The organism is Castellaniella sp. MT123 (genome assembly GCF_039614765.1).
In the GTDB taxonomy this organism is placed as follows: domain Bacteria; phylum Pseudomonadota; class Gammaproteobacteria; order Burkholderiales; family Burkholderiaceae_B; genus Castellaniella.
On the sequence record NZ_CP154879.1, the window covers coordinates 904,188 to 918,451 of the forward strand.

Consider the following 14,264-nt stretch of genomic DNA (forward strand, 5'->3'; position numbering starts at 1 on the left):
TCCTCCTCAAGCGTGGTGCGGGTTGGCCTTATTGGCATCAATCCCGTATTTGGCGATTGCCTCGGCGCATTTCCCGATGTCGATGGTGCCTTCGTCAGCCAGGCTGCGCAGGGCGGCCAGGACCACGAAATGGCGGTCGATCTCGAAGTGCTTGCGCAGTTCGGAACGGAAATCCGACCGACCGAAACCATCGGTGCCCAGGACCTTGAAGTGACGGCCGTCCGGAATGAAAGGCCGGATCATGTCGCCATAGGCCTTGATGTAATCGGTGGAGACCACGATCGGACCCTGGGTGTTCTTGAGCTGCTGGGTCACGTAGGGCACCTGAGCCGGTTGGGCCGGGTGCAGCATGTTGTGCCGCTCCACGTCCAGACCGTCGCGGCGCAGTTCGGTGAAGCTGGTCACGCTCCAGATGTCGGACGTCACGCCCCAATCCTTTTCGAGGAGTTCCTGGGCGGCCTGCACTTCGCGCAGAATCGTGCCCGACCCCATCAGCTGGACGTGCGCCTTGGCCGGCTTGGCGCTGGACTGCAGCTTGTACATCCCCTTCAGGATGCCTTCCTCGTCACCCGCCTTCAGGCCAGGCTGAGAGTAGTTCTCGTTCATGACCGTGATGTAGAAGAACACGTCTTCCTGGTTGTGCATCATGCGCTGCAGGCCGCTGCGGATGATGACCGCGACTTCGTGCGCGAAGGCCGGGTCGTAGGCCACGCAATTGGGGATCAGGGAAGCCTGAATGTGGCTGTGGCCGTCTTCGTGCTGCAGACCTTCGCCATTCAGCGTGGTGCGCCCCGCCGTCCCGCCCAGCACAAAGCCGCGCGCCAGCATGTCGCCCGCCGCCCAGGCGTGATCGCCAAAGCGCTGGAACCCGAACATCGAGTAATAGATGAAGAACGGGATCATGATGGTATTGCTGACGGAATACGACGTCGCCGCCGCGATCCACGAGCAAAAACCGCCGGCTTCGTTGATGCCTTCCTGCAGCAGCTGGCCGTTGGCCGCCTCGCGGTAGTACATCACCTGGCCCTTGTCGACCGGGACGTACTTCTGGCCTTCGGGCGCATAGATGCCGATCTGACGGAACAGGCCTTCCATGCCGAAGGTGCGGGATTCGTCCACCAGGATGGGCACGACGCGCGGGGCGAGATCCTTGTCGCGCAGAATCTGGTTCAGCACGCGCACGAAGGCTTGGGTCGTGGAAATCTCGCGCCCTTCGGCGGTCGGTTCCAGCACGGCCTTGAAGACGTCGAGATCGGGCACCGGCAGGGACTGGTCGGCTTTCTGGCGGCGGTGCGGCAGATAACCGCCCAGCGCCTTGCGATGGTCATGCAGGTACTTCATTTCCGGCGAGTCTTCCGCCGGTTTGAAGAACGGAATCTCGTCGACCTTGTCGTCGGGAATGGGGATGTTGAAGCGGTCGCGGAACTCGCGCACCGAGTCGATGTCCAGCTTTTTCTGTTGGTGGGTGGGGTTCTTGGCCTGGCCGACGTGGCCCATGCCGTAACCCTTGATGGTCTTGGCCAGGATGACCGAAGGCTGGCCCTTGTGGCTCGCCGCCGAGGAGAACGCCGCATAGACCTTGTGCGGATCGTGGCCGCCGCGATTCAGGCGCCAGACGTCCTCGTCGCTCATGCGGCTGACCATCTCCAGCAGCTTGGGATGCTTGCCGAAGAACTTCTCGCGCACGAACTTGCCATCGTTGGCCTTGTAAGCCTGGTATTCGCCGTCCACGGTTTCTTCCATGATGCGGCGCAGGATGCCGTCCTTGTCGCGGGCAAACAGCGGATCCCAGTAACCGCCCCAGATGAGCTTGAGCACATTCCAGCCATTGCCACGGAATGCGCCTTCCAGTTCCTGGATGATCTTGCCGTTGCCGCGCACCGGGCCGTCCAGGCGCTGCAGATTACAGTTGACGACGAAGATCAGGTTGTCGAGCTTCTCGCGCGAGGCCAGGCCGATCGCGGCCAGGGTTTCAGGCTCGTCGATCTCGCCATCGCCGACGAATACCCAGACCTTGCGCTCGGCCGTGTTGGCCAGACCACGGGCATGCAGATACTTCAGGAAGCGGGCCTGGTAGATGGCCATCATGGGGCCCAGGCCCATGGATACCGTCGAGAACTGCCAGAAACCGGGCATCAGTTTCGGGTGCGGGTAGGACGACAGGCCCTTGCCCTGGCCGCCAACTTCCTGGCGGAACCAGTTCAGGTTTTCCTCGGTCAGACGGCCTTCCATGAAGGCACGGGAATACATGCCGGGCGAAGAGTGGCCCTGGAAATACACGAGATCGCCGCCGTGATCCGGCGACTCGGCGTGCCAGAAGTGGTTCTGGCCGCATTCGATCATGGTCGCCAACGACGCAAAAGAGGCGATGTGCCCACCCAGGCTGCCGCCATCGGCGGGCTCGTGCTTGTTGGCGCGCACCACCATCGCCATCGCGTTCCAGCGAATATAGGAACGGATCCGCTCTTCGAGCACCATGTTGCCGGGATGCGGAGGTTCGAGCCCGGGCGGAATGGTGTTGACATACGCCGTATTCAGCGAATATGGGATGTGGGCGCCGGAACGGCGCGCCAGATCGATCAGGTTTTCGATCAGGTAATGGGCGCGTTCGGCGCCTTCCCGGTCAAGAACGGCTTCGAGCGCGTCGAGCCATTCCTGGGTTTCCTGACGATCGGGGTCCGCCGCGGCGGCGTTGGCTAGATCAAGAGAGGACATGGGGTGTGTCTCCTGGGGTGTGGTTCATGGACGCGACCACACATCGCGCCTGCCAGAAATCGAGCCGGACTTCGAGGGATTCCGGATGCCTGCGCGCCCGGGTTTCGGGACGAGCGGCACCCAGCCAAGCCGGCACCTGCGCCCATTCTAGGAAAGACCTGGATCCAGCACAAGCAAAATTTCACCTTGTGGTACGTATTTTTATTATGTGAAAAATTGAATAATGATTTCGCGTCTAAAATGGCGCAACCGTAAGACCATCATGGCCATGGCACACCCCAACCGCAAGTCCCTGATCCCGACGACATTCTATGAGCACGCCCGCCATAGCCGTCGTCTGTATTGGCTGACGCCGGCAATCGTGCTGGTGCTCTATCTGTGCGTGATGGGCGCCTTCATCTGGCTGCAGCGCCTGCAGAGCGATAGCGTGATGTTCGTCACGATCGATCAGGAAACACGCCAGCAGCGCCTGATGATGGTGGTCTTCGCGTTGTCGCTGGTCATCGTCTTCAGTTTGCTCGCGCTGTGGCGCTACACGCGGTTCCGCACCCTGGCCGAGGCAGCCCTGATTGCCGAAACCGGCTTCCGCCGCGCCATGGAAAACTCCATGTCCACCGGCATGCGGGTGTTCGACATGCAGGGGCGCATCGCCTACGTGAATCCGGCGTTCTGCCGCATGATCGGCTGGAACGAGGCGGATCTGATCGGCCGCACGGCGCCGTTTCCCTACTGGCTACCCGGGCGCCACGACCACCACCGGGAAACGCTCGCACAATTGCTGTCGGGCCGCACACCCAGCAGCGGCCTGGAAATCGAAGCCCAGCGCCGTGACGGTTCACGCTTCACCGCGCGCATGTACGTCTCGCCGCTGCGCGACCCAAAAGGGGAACAGATCGGCTGGATGACCTCCATGACCGACATCACCGAACCCAAGCGCATCCGCGAGGCCCTGACCGCCGCCCATGAGCGATTCATGACGGTGCTTGAAGGCCTGGACGACGCGATCTCGGTCGTGGCCGACACCCCCGAAGGCCTGGAGCTGCTGTTCGCCAACCGCACCTACCGGCGCATCTTCGGCGCCCAGACCAGCGGGCACGCGGAACTGTTGGGCGGGCGCCTGGGGCGCTTCACCGACGAGACGATGGAGCTCTTTTCGCCGACTGCCGAACGTTGGTTCGAGGTCCACCACCGCATGCTGGCCTGGACCGATTCCCGGCGCGTACGGCTGCAGGTGGCGCGCGACATTACCGAACGCCGCAAACACGAGGAAGAATCCCGGGTCCAGCAGGAAAAGGCGCAGCTCACCAGCCGCCTGACCACGATGGGGGAAATGGCGTCCTCTCTGGCGCATGAGCTCAACCAGCCCCTGACGGCCATCAGCAACTACAACATGGCGGCCGTGGCGATGGTCAAATCCGGCAAGGCACCCACGGAATCCCTGCTGCAGGCGCTGGAAAAGGCCTCGCAGCAGGCGGAACGGGCCGGCAAGATCATCAGCCGCATCCGCGAGTTCGTCAAACGCAGCGAGCCGCGCCGCCAGGCTGTCGGCCTGACGCGCATCGTGGAAAACGCGGTCGGATTCGCCGACATCGACGCCCGCAAGCGCAGGATCGAGATCATCCAGAGCCTGCCCGACCCCATGCCCGAAGTCATGGCCGACCCGATCCTGATCGAACAGGTACTGCTGAACCTGCTGAAAAACGGCGTTGAAGCCATGGAGCACAGCGAATACCGCAGCCTGCACGTCAACATCACCGATCAGGACCCCCAGATCGAGATCGCCGTGATCGACCGGGGCCACGGACTGCGCAATCCCGAACGGCTGTTCGAGCCCTTCTACAGCACAAAATCCGAAGGTCTGGGCATGGGACTGAACATCTGCCGTACCATTATCGAATCGCATCACGGGCGCCTGTGGGCCACCCCGAACCCGGAAGGCGGCACCATTTTCCGCTTCACCCTGCCCAAGGCGCCGCCTGATCGGCAAGTCCAGGCAACCACGGAGGAAACGCAAGCATGACCGACCCTCAAGTCTCCAGCACCATCTATATCGTCGACGATGACGAAGCCGTCCGCGACTCGTTGCGCTGGCTGCTCGAAGCCAATGGCTATGCCGTACGCAGTTTCGCCGGCGCCGAGGAATTCCTGGACGCCTACAACTCCGACCAGGTCGGCGTCCTGATCGCCGACGTGCGAATGCCCGGCATGAGTGGCCTGGAACTGCAGGAAACCCTGATTGCCCGCAAGGCCCCGCTGCCCATCGTCTTCATCACCGGCCACGGCGACGTGCCGATGGCGGTATCCACGATGAAGAAAGGCGCGGTCGACTTCCTGGAAAAACCCTTCAACGAAGCGGACCTGCGGCGCATCGTCGCCGGCATGCTCGCGCATGCCACCGAACGCGTGCGCGAAGCCCAGGCCCAGCGCGACCAGCAGGCCGTGCTCAGCCGCCTGACGGCCCGCGAGCAGCAGGTGCTGGAACGCATCGTGGCGGGTCGCCTGAACAAGCAGATCGCGGGCGATCTGAACATCAGCATCAAAACAGTCGAGGCGCACCGCGCCAACATCATGGAAAAACTCGAAGTCACCACGGTCGCCGACCTGATGAAGATTGCATTGACCCGTGCCGAGGAAGCCGGATCATGACCGCACGCATCATCGACGGCAAGGCCCTGTCGGGCAAGGTCCGCGCCGAGGTCGCACAGCGCGTCCATGCCCTGCAAAAACACGGCGTCACCCCAGGCCTGGCCGTGGTGCTGGTTGGCGAAAATCCGGCGTCGCAAGTCTACGTCCGCAACAAGGCGGCCGCCTGCGAGGCTGCCGGCATGCTGTCACGCGTGATTTCGCTGGGCGAGGACACGCCCGAAGAGGAACTGCTGAACGTCATCGAAGCCCTGAATGCCGATCCGGCCATCCACGGCATCCTGGTGCAGCTCCCCCTGCCCGGCCACATCGACACCGGACTGGTCATCGAGACCATCAGCGCCACCAAGGACGTGGACGGCTTTCACGTCAGCAACGCTGGCCTTCTGATGACCGGACGCCCCCTGTTCCGCCCCTGCACGCCCTACGGCGTCATGAAGATGCTGGAATCGGAAAACGTGCCGCTGCGCGGCGCCGAGGCAGTCGTCGTCGGTGCCAGCAACATCGTCGGCAAGCCCATGGCCATGCTGCTGCTGGCCGCCGGCGCCACCGTCACGATCTGCAACTCCAAGACCCGCGACCTGGGCGCGCAGACCCGGCGCGCCGACGTGCTGGTGGTCGCCACCGGCAAGCCCGGCATGATCCAGGGCGACATGATCAAACCCGGCGCCGTCGTAATCGACGTCGGCATCAACCGGCTGGAATCCGGAAAACTGACCGGCGACGTGGATTTCGATGCCGCCGCGCAGGTTGCCGCGGCCATCACACCGGTGCCCGGCGGCGTGGGGCCCATGACCATCGCAATGCTGCTGGTCAACACCCTGGAAGCCGCCGAGCGCTCCCTGCGGACTTGAAAAATGGGGGCCTGGCCCCCATGTGGCGCACATGAAATCAGCACTCCTTGCCGAAAATCCCCTCCTCGTACCGGCCGAGGCCCATGTCGATTATGCTGCTGTGCGACCGACCCATATCGAGCCGGCCATCCGCGAACTGATCGCGGAAACCCGCGCGGCCATTGATGCCGCCGCCGTTCGCAGCGACCCGCCGGACTGGGAAAACCTGGTCGAAACCATCGAGGATCCATCCGAGCGCCTGCACCGCGCCTGGGCGATCGCGGGACATCTGAACGGTGTGGTGAACACCCCTGATCTACGGGCTGCCTACAACGAATGCCTGCCGCTCATGAGCGAGTTTTCCACCTGGGTCGGCCTGCACCGGGGCCTGTACGAACGTTACCGGGCGCTGGCCGCCAGCCCGGCCTATGCGACGCTATCCGCGACCCGCCGGCGCATCGTCGATCTGGCCTTGCGCGACTTCCGCCTGGGCGGGGTCGAACTCGAAGGCCAGGCCCGCGAAACCTTTGCGCGCAATGCCGACCTGCAGGCGCAGGTCTCCCAGAAATTCTCCGAAAACGTCCTGGATGCGACCGACGGCTGGACACTGCTGATCTCCGACGAGGCCCGCCTGCGTGGCCTGCCGCCCAGCGTCATCGCCGCCGCGCGGCAGCTGGCTCAGTCGGCGGGCGAAGACGGCTGGAAACTGACCTTGCAAATGCCCTGCTACCTGCCTGTCATGCAGCATGCGCAGGACCGCGATCTGCGCCTGGCCGTCTACCGTGCCTACGGCACTCGCGCCTCCGAGCAGGGGGATTCCGCCTTCGACAACTCGGAATCCATCGAATCGCTGCTGGCCCTGCGTGCCGAAGAGGCCTCCCTGCTGGACCATGCCGATTACGCGGCGCTGCGACTCGAAACCCGCATGGCCGACAGCGCGGACCAAGTCCTGCGGTTCCTGCGCGAACTGGCCGCCAAGGCGCGGCCCAGCGCACAACGGGATCTGGACGAACTGCGCGCCTTCGCCGCCGATCAACTGGGGCTGGACACGCTGGAACCCTGGGATATCGCCTATGCGTCCGAACGGCTGCGCGAGCAGCGCTACGCCTATTCGGACGAGGAACTGCGCCCTTACTTCACGGAATCACGCGTGCTGGACGGCCTGTTCGAAGTGATTCACACTCTCTTTGGCGTACGCCTGGAGGCGTGCGACGCCCCCACCTGGCACCCGGATGCAAAGATCTACCGCGTGCTGGATGTCGAGGGGCAGGAACTCGGCCGCCTGGGCATCGATCTGTATGCCCGCCCCGGCAAACAGGGCGGCGCCTGGGTGGACAGCGAGCGCAACCGGCGCCGCCACGGCCAGGAACTGCACCGCCCGCTGGCCTGGCTGACCTGCAATTTCGCGGCGCCGCACGATGGACGCGAGGCACTATTGACCCACGACGAGGTCATCACCCTCTTCCATGAAAGCGGTCACGCCATGCACACGCTGCTGTCGCGTGTGGACGATCCAGGCGCCGCGGCTTTCGTCGCGGTCGAATGGGATGCCATCGAACTGCCTTCGCAGTTCATGGAAAATTTCTGCTGGGAATGGGGTGTGCTGAAATCCCTGACCCGCCACATCGACACCGGCGAAACACTGCCACGCGCCCTGTACGACAAACTGACGGCCGCCCGCAATTTTCAGAGTGGCCTGCAGACCCTGCGCCAGGTGGAATTCGCGCTCTTCGACATGCTGATCCACACGCAGAATCACGGGCTGTCGATCAGCGCCGTGCTCGACACGCTAGATCAGGTGCGCCACGAAGTCGCCCTGCTGACACCGCCGGCTTGGCACCGTTTCCCGCATGCGTTCTCTCACCTGTTCGCGGGCGGCTACGGGGCGGGCTACTACAGCTACAAATGGGCCGAGGTGCTGTCGGCCGACGCGTTTGCCGCCTTCGAGGAATCCGCGCGACCCGGCGCGGACGGCACCCGCGACGTGTTCGATCCAGCAACATGCCACCGGTATCTGGATGAGATCATCGCGGTCGGCGGCGCACGCCCGGCGGCCGAATCCTTCCGGGCGTTCCGGGGCCGCGCCCCGACGCTGGACGCCCTGCTGCGCCACAGCGGGCTGGTGGAGGAATGAAGATGTTGCCCCCACGCCGCGCGGGCGTCGCCCGCTTGCTGCCCCCCGAGGGGGCGCTTTTCGCCTTGGGGCGGCCCGGCGGCGAAAAGGAACCCCCACGCCGCGCAGGCTACGCCGTCCGGCGGCTGATGGCCAGCCTGGCCCTATGGGTGGGCTGTCTGGGCGCGGCCCTGGCGGCTGTCCATCCGGTGCGCGGCTTCCTGCCGGATCTCCAATTCTCGCTGCAGGGCGCAGGTGGCGCAGTCACCCAGCAGGCGTTCGCCGGCAAGGTCGTCCTGATGTTCTTCGGCTATGCCAGCTGCCCCGACATCTGCCCCACAACGATGGCGCAGCTGGCCCAGGTCACCGAAGCACTAGGCCCGAAAGCCGAACAGGTCCGCATCCTGTTCGTCAGTGTGGATCCGCATCGGGACACGCCGGACGTCCTGCAAGCCTATGTGGACCAGTTCGATCGCCATGCCATCGGCCTGACAGGTACCGAATCGGCCATCGCAGCCCTGGCGCGTCGTTACCGTGTCGCATATCAGATCGAGAAACCCGAATCGAACGCCCCTGACGCCCCCTACGAGGTCGCCCACAGTCGCGGCATCTACGCCTTTGACCAGCAGGGCAAGGCCGTCTGGTTGGCCTCGGACGGCGAATCCCAGGAAGACCTGTTGGCTGCGATCCGGCCGATGCTGCACTGAGGATCCGGGCGACACCGGTGGGATGCGGCGGGGAATGCCGCCATCCCGCCACCCGCGATCCAGGCCGTTTACCCAGGCTGGCGCACGGCTTGCCGCAGCGCCGTCCGGACCCCTTCTTCGATCGTCGGGTGATAGAACGGCAGATTCAGCATCTGGGGCACGGTCAGTTCCATCTGCAAGGCCCAAGCCAACAGGTGCGCCACATGTTCAGCATCCGGGCCGACCATTTCCGCGCCGATGAAGCGATGGTCGACACGCCGCATGTAAACATGCAGCAAGCCCTGGTTGCGCAACATGACCCGTGAACGCCCCTGCCGCGTCCAGTCGACCGCGCCGATCGCCATGCTGCCGGCGTCATAGGCCCTGAAGCCTCTTCCCACCTGCATGATCTGCGGATTACTGAACACCACTGCCATCGACGCGCGGCGCGGCAGCGCCTGGACGTTTGGCCAGGCCGCCGCATTGTGGCCGGCCAGCCGGCCATCATCGGACGCCTCGTGCTGAATCTCGTGCAGCCCGGTGACGTCGCCCGCCAGAAAGACCGGATGCCCCCAGACCTGAAGCGTGCCGGGATCGAAATGCGGCATCCCCCGATCGTTCAGCGGCATGCTGGTGCGTTCCAGGTGCAGGGATTCCAGGACGGGCTGGCGTCCCGCGGTCAACAGCACCCGATCGAAGCGCTCTTGGGTTTCCGGGCCGTCGCCCACCGACCAGCCGATCACGGCCTGATCGCCGTCGCGCCGCACGGTCGTGACGCGGGCCCCCTGCACCAGATTCAGTTCCGGCGCCAGGAGTTCCACCGCGGTCGCCCGCACGGCGGGATCGGCCAGATGCGCAAAACTGCCCGAGCGGTTCAGGACGCGCACCCGCACCCCCAACCGGGCCAGCGCCAGGCCCAATTCGACCCCGATCACGCCCGAACCGACCAGCAACACGCTGCGGGGCAGATCTCGCCAATCGAAGACATCGTCATTGACGATGGCCAGATCACCCAGCGGCTGATAGATGTCGGGAATGTTGGGCCGGGTACCCGTCGACAGGATGATTCTGCCGGCATGGATCTCGTGCCCCTGATCGCTTTGCAGGACGCCGTCGCGCAGGAACTCCACCTGCGCGTCCAGCCGGTGTTCCGGCGGCATGGCCTGGACATCGTCGACCACGAAGCCGACGAAGCGGTCCCGTTCGCGGCGCACGCGATCCATGACCGCCACACCGTCCACCTGCGGCGCGCCGGACACCGTGATACCAAAGCCAGGGGCATGGCGGATCGCGGCGGCGGCCTCGGCGGCGGCGATCAGCAGCTTGGATGGCATGCAGCCCACCCGGGCGCACATGGTGCCATGCGGACCGCACTCGATCAGCAAAGGCTTCAGGCCGGCATCCCGCACAACGCGGTACGCCGGCAGGCCGGCGGAACCGGCCCCGACGATAGCAACATCACAATCGATTCTCTGGCCCAACGCGATCTCCTTGACGAGAGTGAACAGGCGCTAGGCCGGCTGGACGTCGTAGCCCTCGTCGGCAATCGCGGCCTGAAGCGTCGGCGCGGCGGCGGTCGACTCGACCGTGACCCGATGGTTTGCCAGATCGGTCGAGACCGTCGCGTCCGGCGCCACCGCGCGGACCGCCTGGGTGATGGTTTGCACGCAATGATTGCAGGTCATGTCGGAAACAATGAATTCGGTTTTCATGGATGAAGCCTCGTGAGTGGGAATACCAGACATGTTAAACCTTGCCACAGGGGAAGACTCAAGCGGGCGGCCCAGATATTTCTGTCGAGAACATGGCTTGACCTTACCACAAGGTCAAGCCTGATCCTACAATCATCATCATGAATCGGAGTCTCACCATGCCCCCCCTGTCCGCCCAATCCGCCCTCGATCTGGAGGTCGAGGGCATGACCTGCGCCTCCTGCGTCCGCCGCGTCGAAACGGCCCTGGCGAAGGTCCCGGGTGTGGCCCAGGCCAACGTCAACCTGGCGACCCGCAGCGCCCATGTCACGCTGATGCCCGAAGGTGCCGATCCGCAGGCCCTGATTGCCGCCATTGCAAAGCGCGGCTACCAGGCACAGCTGCGCCAGCCGGAAGCCGCGCGCAACGTGCCGGCCGACGAGGAATATCGGGCGGCGGGCCGGCGTTTCGCCCTGGCGCTACTGCTGACGCTGCCGGTCTTTCTGCTGGAAATGGGGGGGCATCTGATCCCTGCCCTGCATCACATGATCCAGGCCCGGATCGACATGCAAACCCTGACCTGGCTCGAATTCGCGCTGGCCACCCTGACCCTGGCCGGGCCGGGCCGGCAGTTCTTCACCCGGGGCTTCAAGGCCCTGTGGCATCTGGGGCCCGACATGAATACGCTGGTAGCCCTGGGTGCCGGCAGCGCCTGGCTCTATTCCACGTTGGTCACGTTCGCCCCGAGCTTGTTCCCGCCCGAATCCCGCCATCTGTATTTCGAGGCGGCCGCCGTGGTGGTGACACTGATCCTGCTGGGCCGTTGGCTCGAAGCGCGGGCGCGGGGACAGGCCGGTTCGGCGATCCGCCACCTGCTGGACCTGCAACCACGCACCGCCTGGGTACGCCACGAAGGGGGCTGGTCCGAACAGCCGCTGGATGCGTTGGCGGTCGGCGACGAACTGCGCGTGCGGCCCGGTGAAAAGGTCCCCGTCGATGGCTCCGTCATCGAGGGAGAATCCTGGATCGATGAATCGATGATTACCGGCGAACCCATGCCGGTCACACGCGCCATCGGCGACCGGCTGATCGGCGGCACGCTGAACACGCGCGGCAGTCTGGTGATGCGCGCGACGCAGGTGGGCGCCGATACCGTGCTGGCGCACATCGTCCGCATGGTCGAGCAGGCACAGGGCGCCAAACTGCCCATCCAGCGACTGGTGGACCGGGTCACCGGCTGGTTCGTGCCCGCGGTCATGGCCCTGGCGGTCCTGGCCTTCCTGGGCTGGCTTTTCTGGGGGCCGGAGCCCCGGCTCACCCATGCGCTGATCGCGGGCGTGGCGGTGCTCATCATCGCCTGCCCCTGCGCCATGGGCCTGGCCACACCGATCTCGATCATGGTGGCGACCGGGCGCGCAGCCGGACTGGGTATCATCTTTCGTCAGGGTGACGCGCTGCAGCGCCTGCGCAACGCCCGAGTGGTCGCTTTCGACAAGACCGGCACCCTGACCCAGGGGCACCCGGCGCTTGCGGATGTCCTGGCCTTTGGTGGCCTGGATCGCGTCACCCTGCTGACGGCTGTGGCCTCTGTGCAAAGCGCCTCGGAACATCCCATCGCGCGGGCCATCCTGGAAGCAGCCACCGCCGAGCAGCTGTCGCTGGCGCCCGTCGAGGACTTCACGGCGCTCACGGGGGCCGGGGTCCGGGGACGGGTCGCCGGGCACGACTGGCTTCTGGGCAACGAGGCGCTGATGCGCGATCACGGTATCCCGGTCGATGCGGCCGCCCAAGCCCGGACACGAGATCTGGCCAGCCAGGGCAAGACCGCCTTTCTGGCCGCTCGCGATGGCCGACTGGCTGGCGTGCTGGCCGTGGCGGATCCGATTCGCCCCAGCGCCCGCTCGGCCATCGCACGGCTGCATGCGCTGGGACTGAAGACCGCCCTTATCACCGGCGACCACGAGGCGACGGCCCGGGCGGTCGCGACAGAGCTGGGCATCGACATCATCCATGCGCAGACGCTGCCGGAACACAAGGCTGCCATCCTGCAGACGCTGCAGCGCGAGATCGGTCCGCTGGCTTTCGTCGGCGACGGCATCAACGACGCCCCGGCACTGGCGACCGCCGACGTGGGGATCGCCATTGGCCAGGGCACGGACGTGGCGATCGAGTCAGCCGACGTCGTACTGATGAACGAAGACCTGAATTCGGTGGCCAGGACGGTGACCCTGTCGCGTCTGACGCTGCGCAATATCGCCCAGAACCTGTTTTGGGCCTTTGCCTACAACGCGGCGTTGATCCCGGTGGCAGCGGGTGCCATCTACCCGTTCACCGGCGTGCAGCTGTCGCCCATGCTGGGGGCCGGCGCGATGGCGCTGTCCAGCGTCTTCGTCGTCACCAACGCACTGCGCCTGAAATGGCAAACCTTGGAGCGCGATCATGCTTGAGTCTCATGCACCGGATCTCATCGAGGCCCATGCCGGCCAGGACACCCCTGCGGCGAACGGCCTGCATACCATCGGGGACGCGGCTGTCCACACCGGCCTGAGTCCCAAGATGATCCGCTATTACGAAAGCCTGGGAATACTCACCCCCCAGGGGCGCAGCACGGCAGGCTATCGGCTGTACAACGAGGCCGACCTGCATGCCCTGCGCTTCATCCGCACAGCCCGGGAACTGGGATTCTCGCTCAAGCAGATCGCCGAACTGACCGATCTGTGGCGCGACCGCCACCGCGCCAGCGCCGAGGTCAAGCGGCTGGCCCTGGCCCATATCGACGCCCTGGAGGCCAAGGCGGCCTTGTTGCAGAGCATGGCCGGGACCTTGCGCACCCTGGCCCGGCATTGTCACGGGGACGACCGTCCGGATTGTCCGATTCTGGAAGGCCTGGCCGGTGGCATCGAAGTCCCGGGCCTCGGCCCGCACCGGCGGGCCGGCGGCACCCGCGGCTAAAAGCGGCGGCCGCCGAACGGGCGCTCAGCCCTCGATCAAAGGCGCATGCCACTCGTGCACGAAATCCCGATAATCGGGCCGCTGGGCGGGGCGCACGGTCTCGATCGGCGTCCCCAGGGCCACGTAGCCCATGAAATGGTCATCCAGGGCATCGAATCCCAAGGCTTCACCCAGGCCATCCAGATAGGTGCCCAGGCCAGTGCTCCAGAATCCAGGAAAGCCCAGCGCGTGGGCCGCATTGAGCATGTTCATGACGGCGGCGGACACCGAAAGTCGGCTTTCTTCCTGGGGAATTCGGCCATTCGGATCGGGCCGACAGGCAATCAGGATCAGCAGCGGCACCCGCGACAGCCATTTGCGCGCGTTGTCGACCTTGGGCTGCGGCAAAGGCTTGCCCTCGGCCAGGCCGACACGCACGGCAACGTCGACGACAGCCGGGATGTCGGCGCCGCGTACGATGGCGAAGCGCCAGGGATGGATCGCCCCATGGTCGGGCGCGCGAACAGCAGCCTGCAGGATCAGGTCGAGCTGCGCGTCGGTCGGGCCCGGCGCCTGCACGAACTTGATCGATTGGCGGCTCAGCAGCGAGTCAATGGTGGCGGACATGGAAACTCCGGAAACAGACAATCGG

11 protein-coding genes are annotated in these 14,264 nt (G+C 65.2%); 7 read left to right on the plus strand and 4 right to left on the minus strand.

The genetic code is table 11. From position 1 onward, the window contains the following. Positions 1 to 6: 6 nt before the first annotated feature. Positions 7 to 2,715, minus strand: coding sequence for a pyruvate dehydrogenase (acetyl-transferring), homodimeric type (gene aceE, locus ABCV34_RS04160; protein ID WP_345797961.1), 2,709 nt, complete (start codon positions 2,713 to 2,715; stop codon positions 7 to 9). Between the two features lie 262 nt (positions 2,716 to 2,977). Here aceE and ABCV34_RS04165 point away from each other — a divergent pair, with 262 nt between their 5' ends. The 5 genes from ABCV34_RS04165 (at position 2,978) to ABCV34_RS04185 (ending at position 9,011) form a co-directional block, all read left to right on the plus strand. Then, positions 2,978 to 4,735, plus strand: a complete 1,758-nt coding sequence (locus ABCV34_RS04165) for a PAS domain S-box protein (protein WP_345798700.1) — start codon at positions 2,978 to 2,980, stop codon at positions 4,733 to 4,735. Next, positions 4,732 to 5,361 (plus strand): response regulator transcription factor, encoded by a 630-nt coding sequence (locus ABCV34_RS04170; RefSeq protein ID WP_345797962.1) that lies wholly within the window; start codon positions 4,732 to 4,734, stop codon positions 5,359 to 5,361. The genes ABCV34_RS04165 and ABCV34_RS04170 overlap by 4 nt, the downstream gene beginning before the upstream one ends. After that, positions 5,358 to 6,212, plus strand: coding sequence for a bifunctional methylenetetrahydrofolate dehydrogenase/methenyltetrahydrofolate cyclohydrolase FolD (gene folD / locus ABCV34_RS04175; RefSeq protein WP_345797963.1), 855 nt, complete (start codon positions 5,358 to 5,360; stop codon positions 6,210 to 6,212). Before ABCV34_RS04170 ends, folD begins: the two co-directional genes overlap by 4 nt. Before the next feature lie 31 nt (positions 6,213 to 6,243). Next, entirely contained in the window at positions 6,244 to 8,325 is a 2,082-nt protein-coding gene (locus ABCV34_RS04180) for a M3 family metallopeptidase (RefSeq protein WP_345797964.1), read from the plus strand. Between the two features lie 128 nt (positions 8,326 to 8,453). Continuing rightward, positions 8,454 to 9,011 carry an SCO family protein gene (locus tag ABCV34_RS04185; protein ID WP_345798701.1) on the plus strand — a complete coding sequence of 186 codons (558 nt, stop codon included), beginning with the start codon at positions 8,454 to 8,456 and terminating at the stop codon, positions 9,009 to 9,011. A gap of 68 nt (positions 9,012 to 9,079) precedes the next feature. Here the strand turns inward: ABCV34_RS04185 and ABCV34_RS04190 are convergent, their stop codons facing one another. Together ABCV34_RS04190 and ABCV34_RS04195 are read right to left on the minus strand one after the other, a co-directional pair. Further along, complete coding sequence (locus tag ABCV34_RS04190) at positions 9,080 to 10,471, minus strand: dihydrolipoyl dehydrogenase (protein WP_345797965.1); 1,392 nt, start codon at positions 10,469 to 10,471, stop codon at positions 9,080 to 9,082. A gap of 30 nt (positions 10,472 to 10,501) precedes the next feature. Further along, on the minus strand, positions 10,502 to 10,702 hold the full coding sequence (locus ABCV34_RS04195) for a heavy-metal-associated domain-containing protein (RefSeq protein ID WP_345797966.1): 201 nt from the start codon (positions 10,700 to 10,702) through the stop codon (positions 10,502 to 10,504). Positions 10,703 to 10,860: 158 nt separating this feature from the next. Here ABCV34_RS04195 and ABCV34_RS04200 point away from each other — a divergent pair, with 158 nt between their 5' ends. Both ABCV34_RS04200 and cueR read left to right on the plus strand, forming a co-directional pair. Continuing rightward, on the plus strand, positions 10,861 to 13,128 hold the full coding sequence (locus ABCV34_RS04200; protein WP_345797967.1) for a heavy metal translocating P-type ATPase: 2,268 nt from the start codon (positions 10,861 to 10,863) through the stop codon (positions 13,126 to 13,128). After that, positions 13,121 to 13,633 (plus strand): Cu(I)-responsive transcriptional regulator, encoded by a 513-nt coding sequence (gene cueR / locus ABCV34_RS04205; protein WP_345797968.1) that lies wholly within the window; start codon positions 13,121 to 13,123, stop codon positions 13,631 to 13,633. The genes ABCV34_RS04200 and cueR overlap by 8 nt, the downstream gene beginning before the upstream one ends. Before the next feature lie 24 nt (positions 13,634 to 13,657). On the opposite strand, the gene ABCV34_RS04210 is transcribed toward cueR, so the two are convergent. After that, positions 13,658 to 14,239, minus strand: coding sequence for a nitroreductase (locus tag ABCV34_RS04210; protein ID WP_345797969.1), 582 nt, complete (start codon positions 14,237 to 14,239; stop codon positions 13,658 to 13,660). Positions 14,240 to 14,264 lie beyond the last annotated feature (25 nt).

Coding starts and splice junctions, on each gene's coding strand:
- aceE (WP_345797961.1), bottom strand. CDS start 2,715: ATGTCCTCTCTTGATCTAGCCAACGCCGCCGCGGCGGACCCCGATCGT.
- ABCV34_RS04165 (WP_345798700.1), top strand. CDS start 2,978: ATGGCCATGGCACACCCCAACCGCAAGTCCCTGATCCCGACGACATTC.
- ABCV34_RS04170 (WP_345797962.1), top strand. CDS start 4,732: ATGACCGACCCTCAAGTCTCCAGCACCATCTATATCGTCGACGATGAC.
- folD (WP_345797963.1), top strand. CDS start 5,358: ATGACCGCACGCATCATCGACGGCAAGGCCCTGTCGGGCAAGGTCCGC.
- ABCV34_RS04180 (WP_345797964.1), top strand. CDS start 6,244: ATGAAATCAGCACTCCTTGCCGAAAATCCCCTCCTCGTACCGGCCGAG.
- ABCV34_RS04185 (WP_345798701.1), top strand. CDS start 8,454: ATGGCCAGCCTGGCCCTATGGGTGGGCTGTCTGGGCGCGGCCCTGGCG.
- ABCV34_RS04195 (WP_345797966.1), bottom strand. CDS start 10,702: ATGAAAACCGAATTCATTGTTTCCGACATGACCTGCAATCATTGCGTG.
- ABCV34_RS04200 (WP_345797967.1), top strand. CDS start 10,861: ATGCCCCCCCTGTCCGCCCAATCCGCCCTCGATCTGGAGGTCGAGGGC.
- cueR (WP_345797968.1), top strand. CDS start 13,121: ATGCTTGAGTCTCATGCACCGGATCTCATCGAGGCCCATGCCGGCCAG.
- ABCV34_RS04210 (WP_345797969.1), bottom strand. CDS start 14,239: ATGTCCGCCACCATTGACTCGCTGCTGAGCCGCCAATCGATCAAGTTC.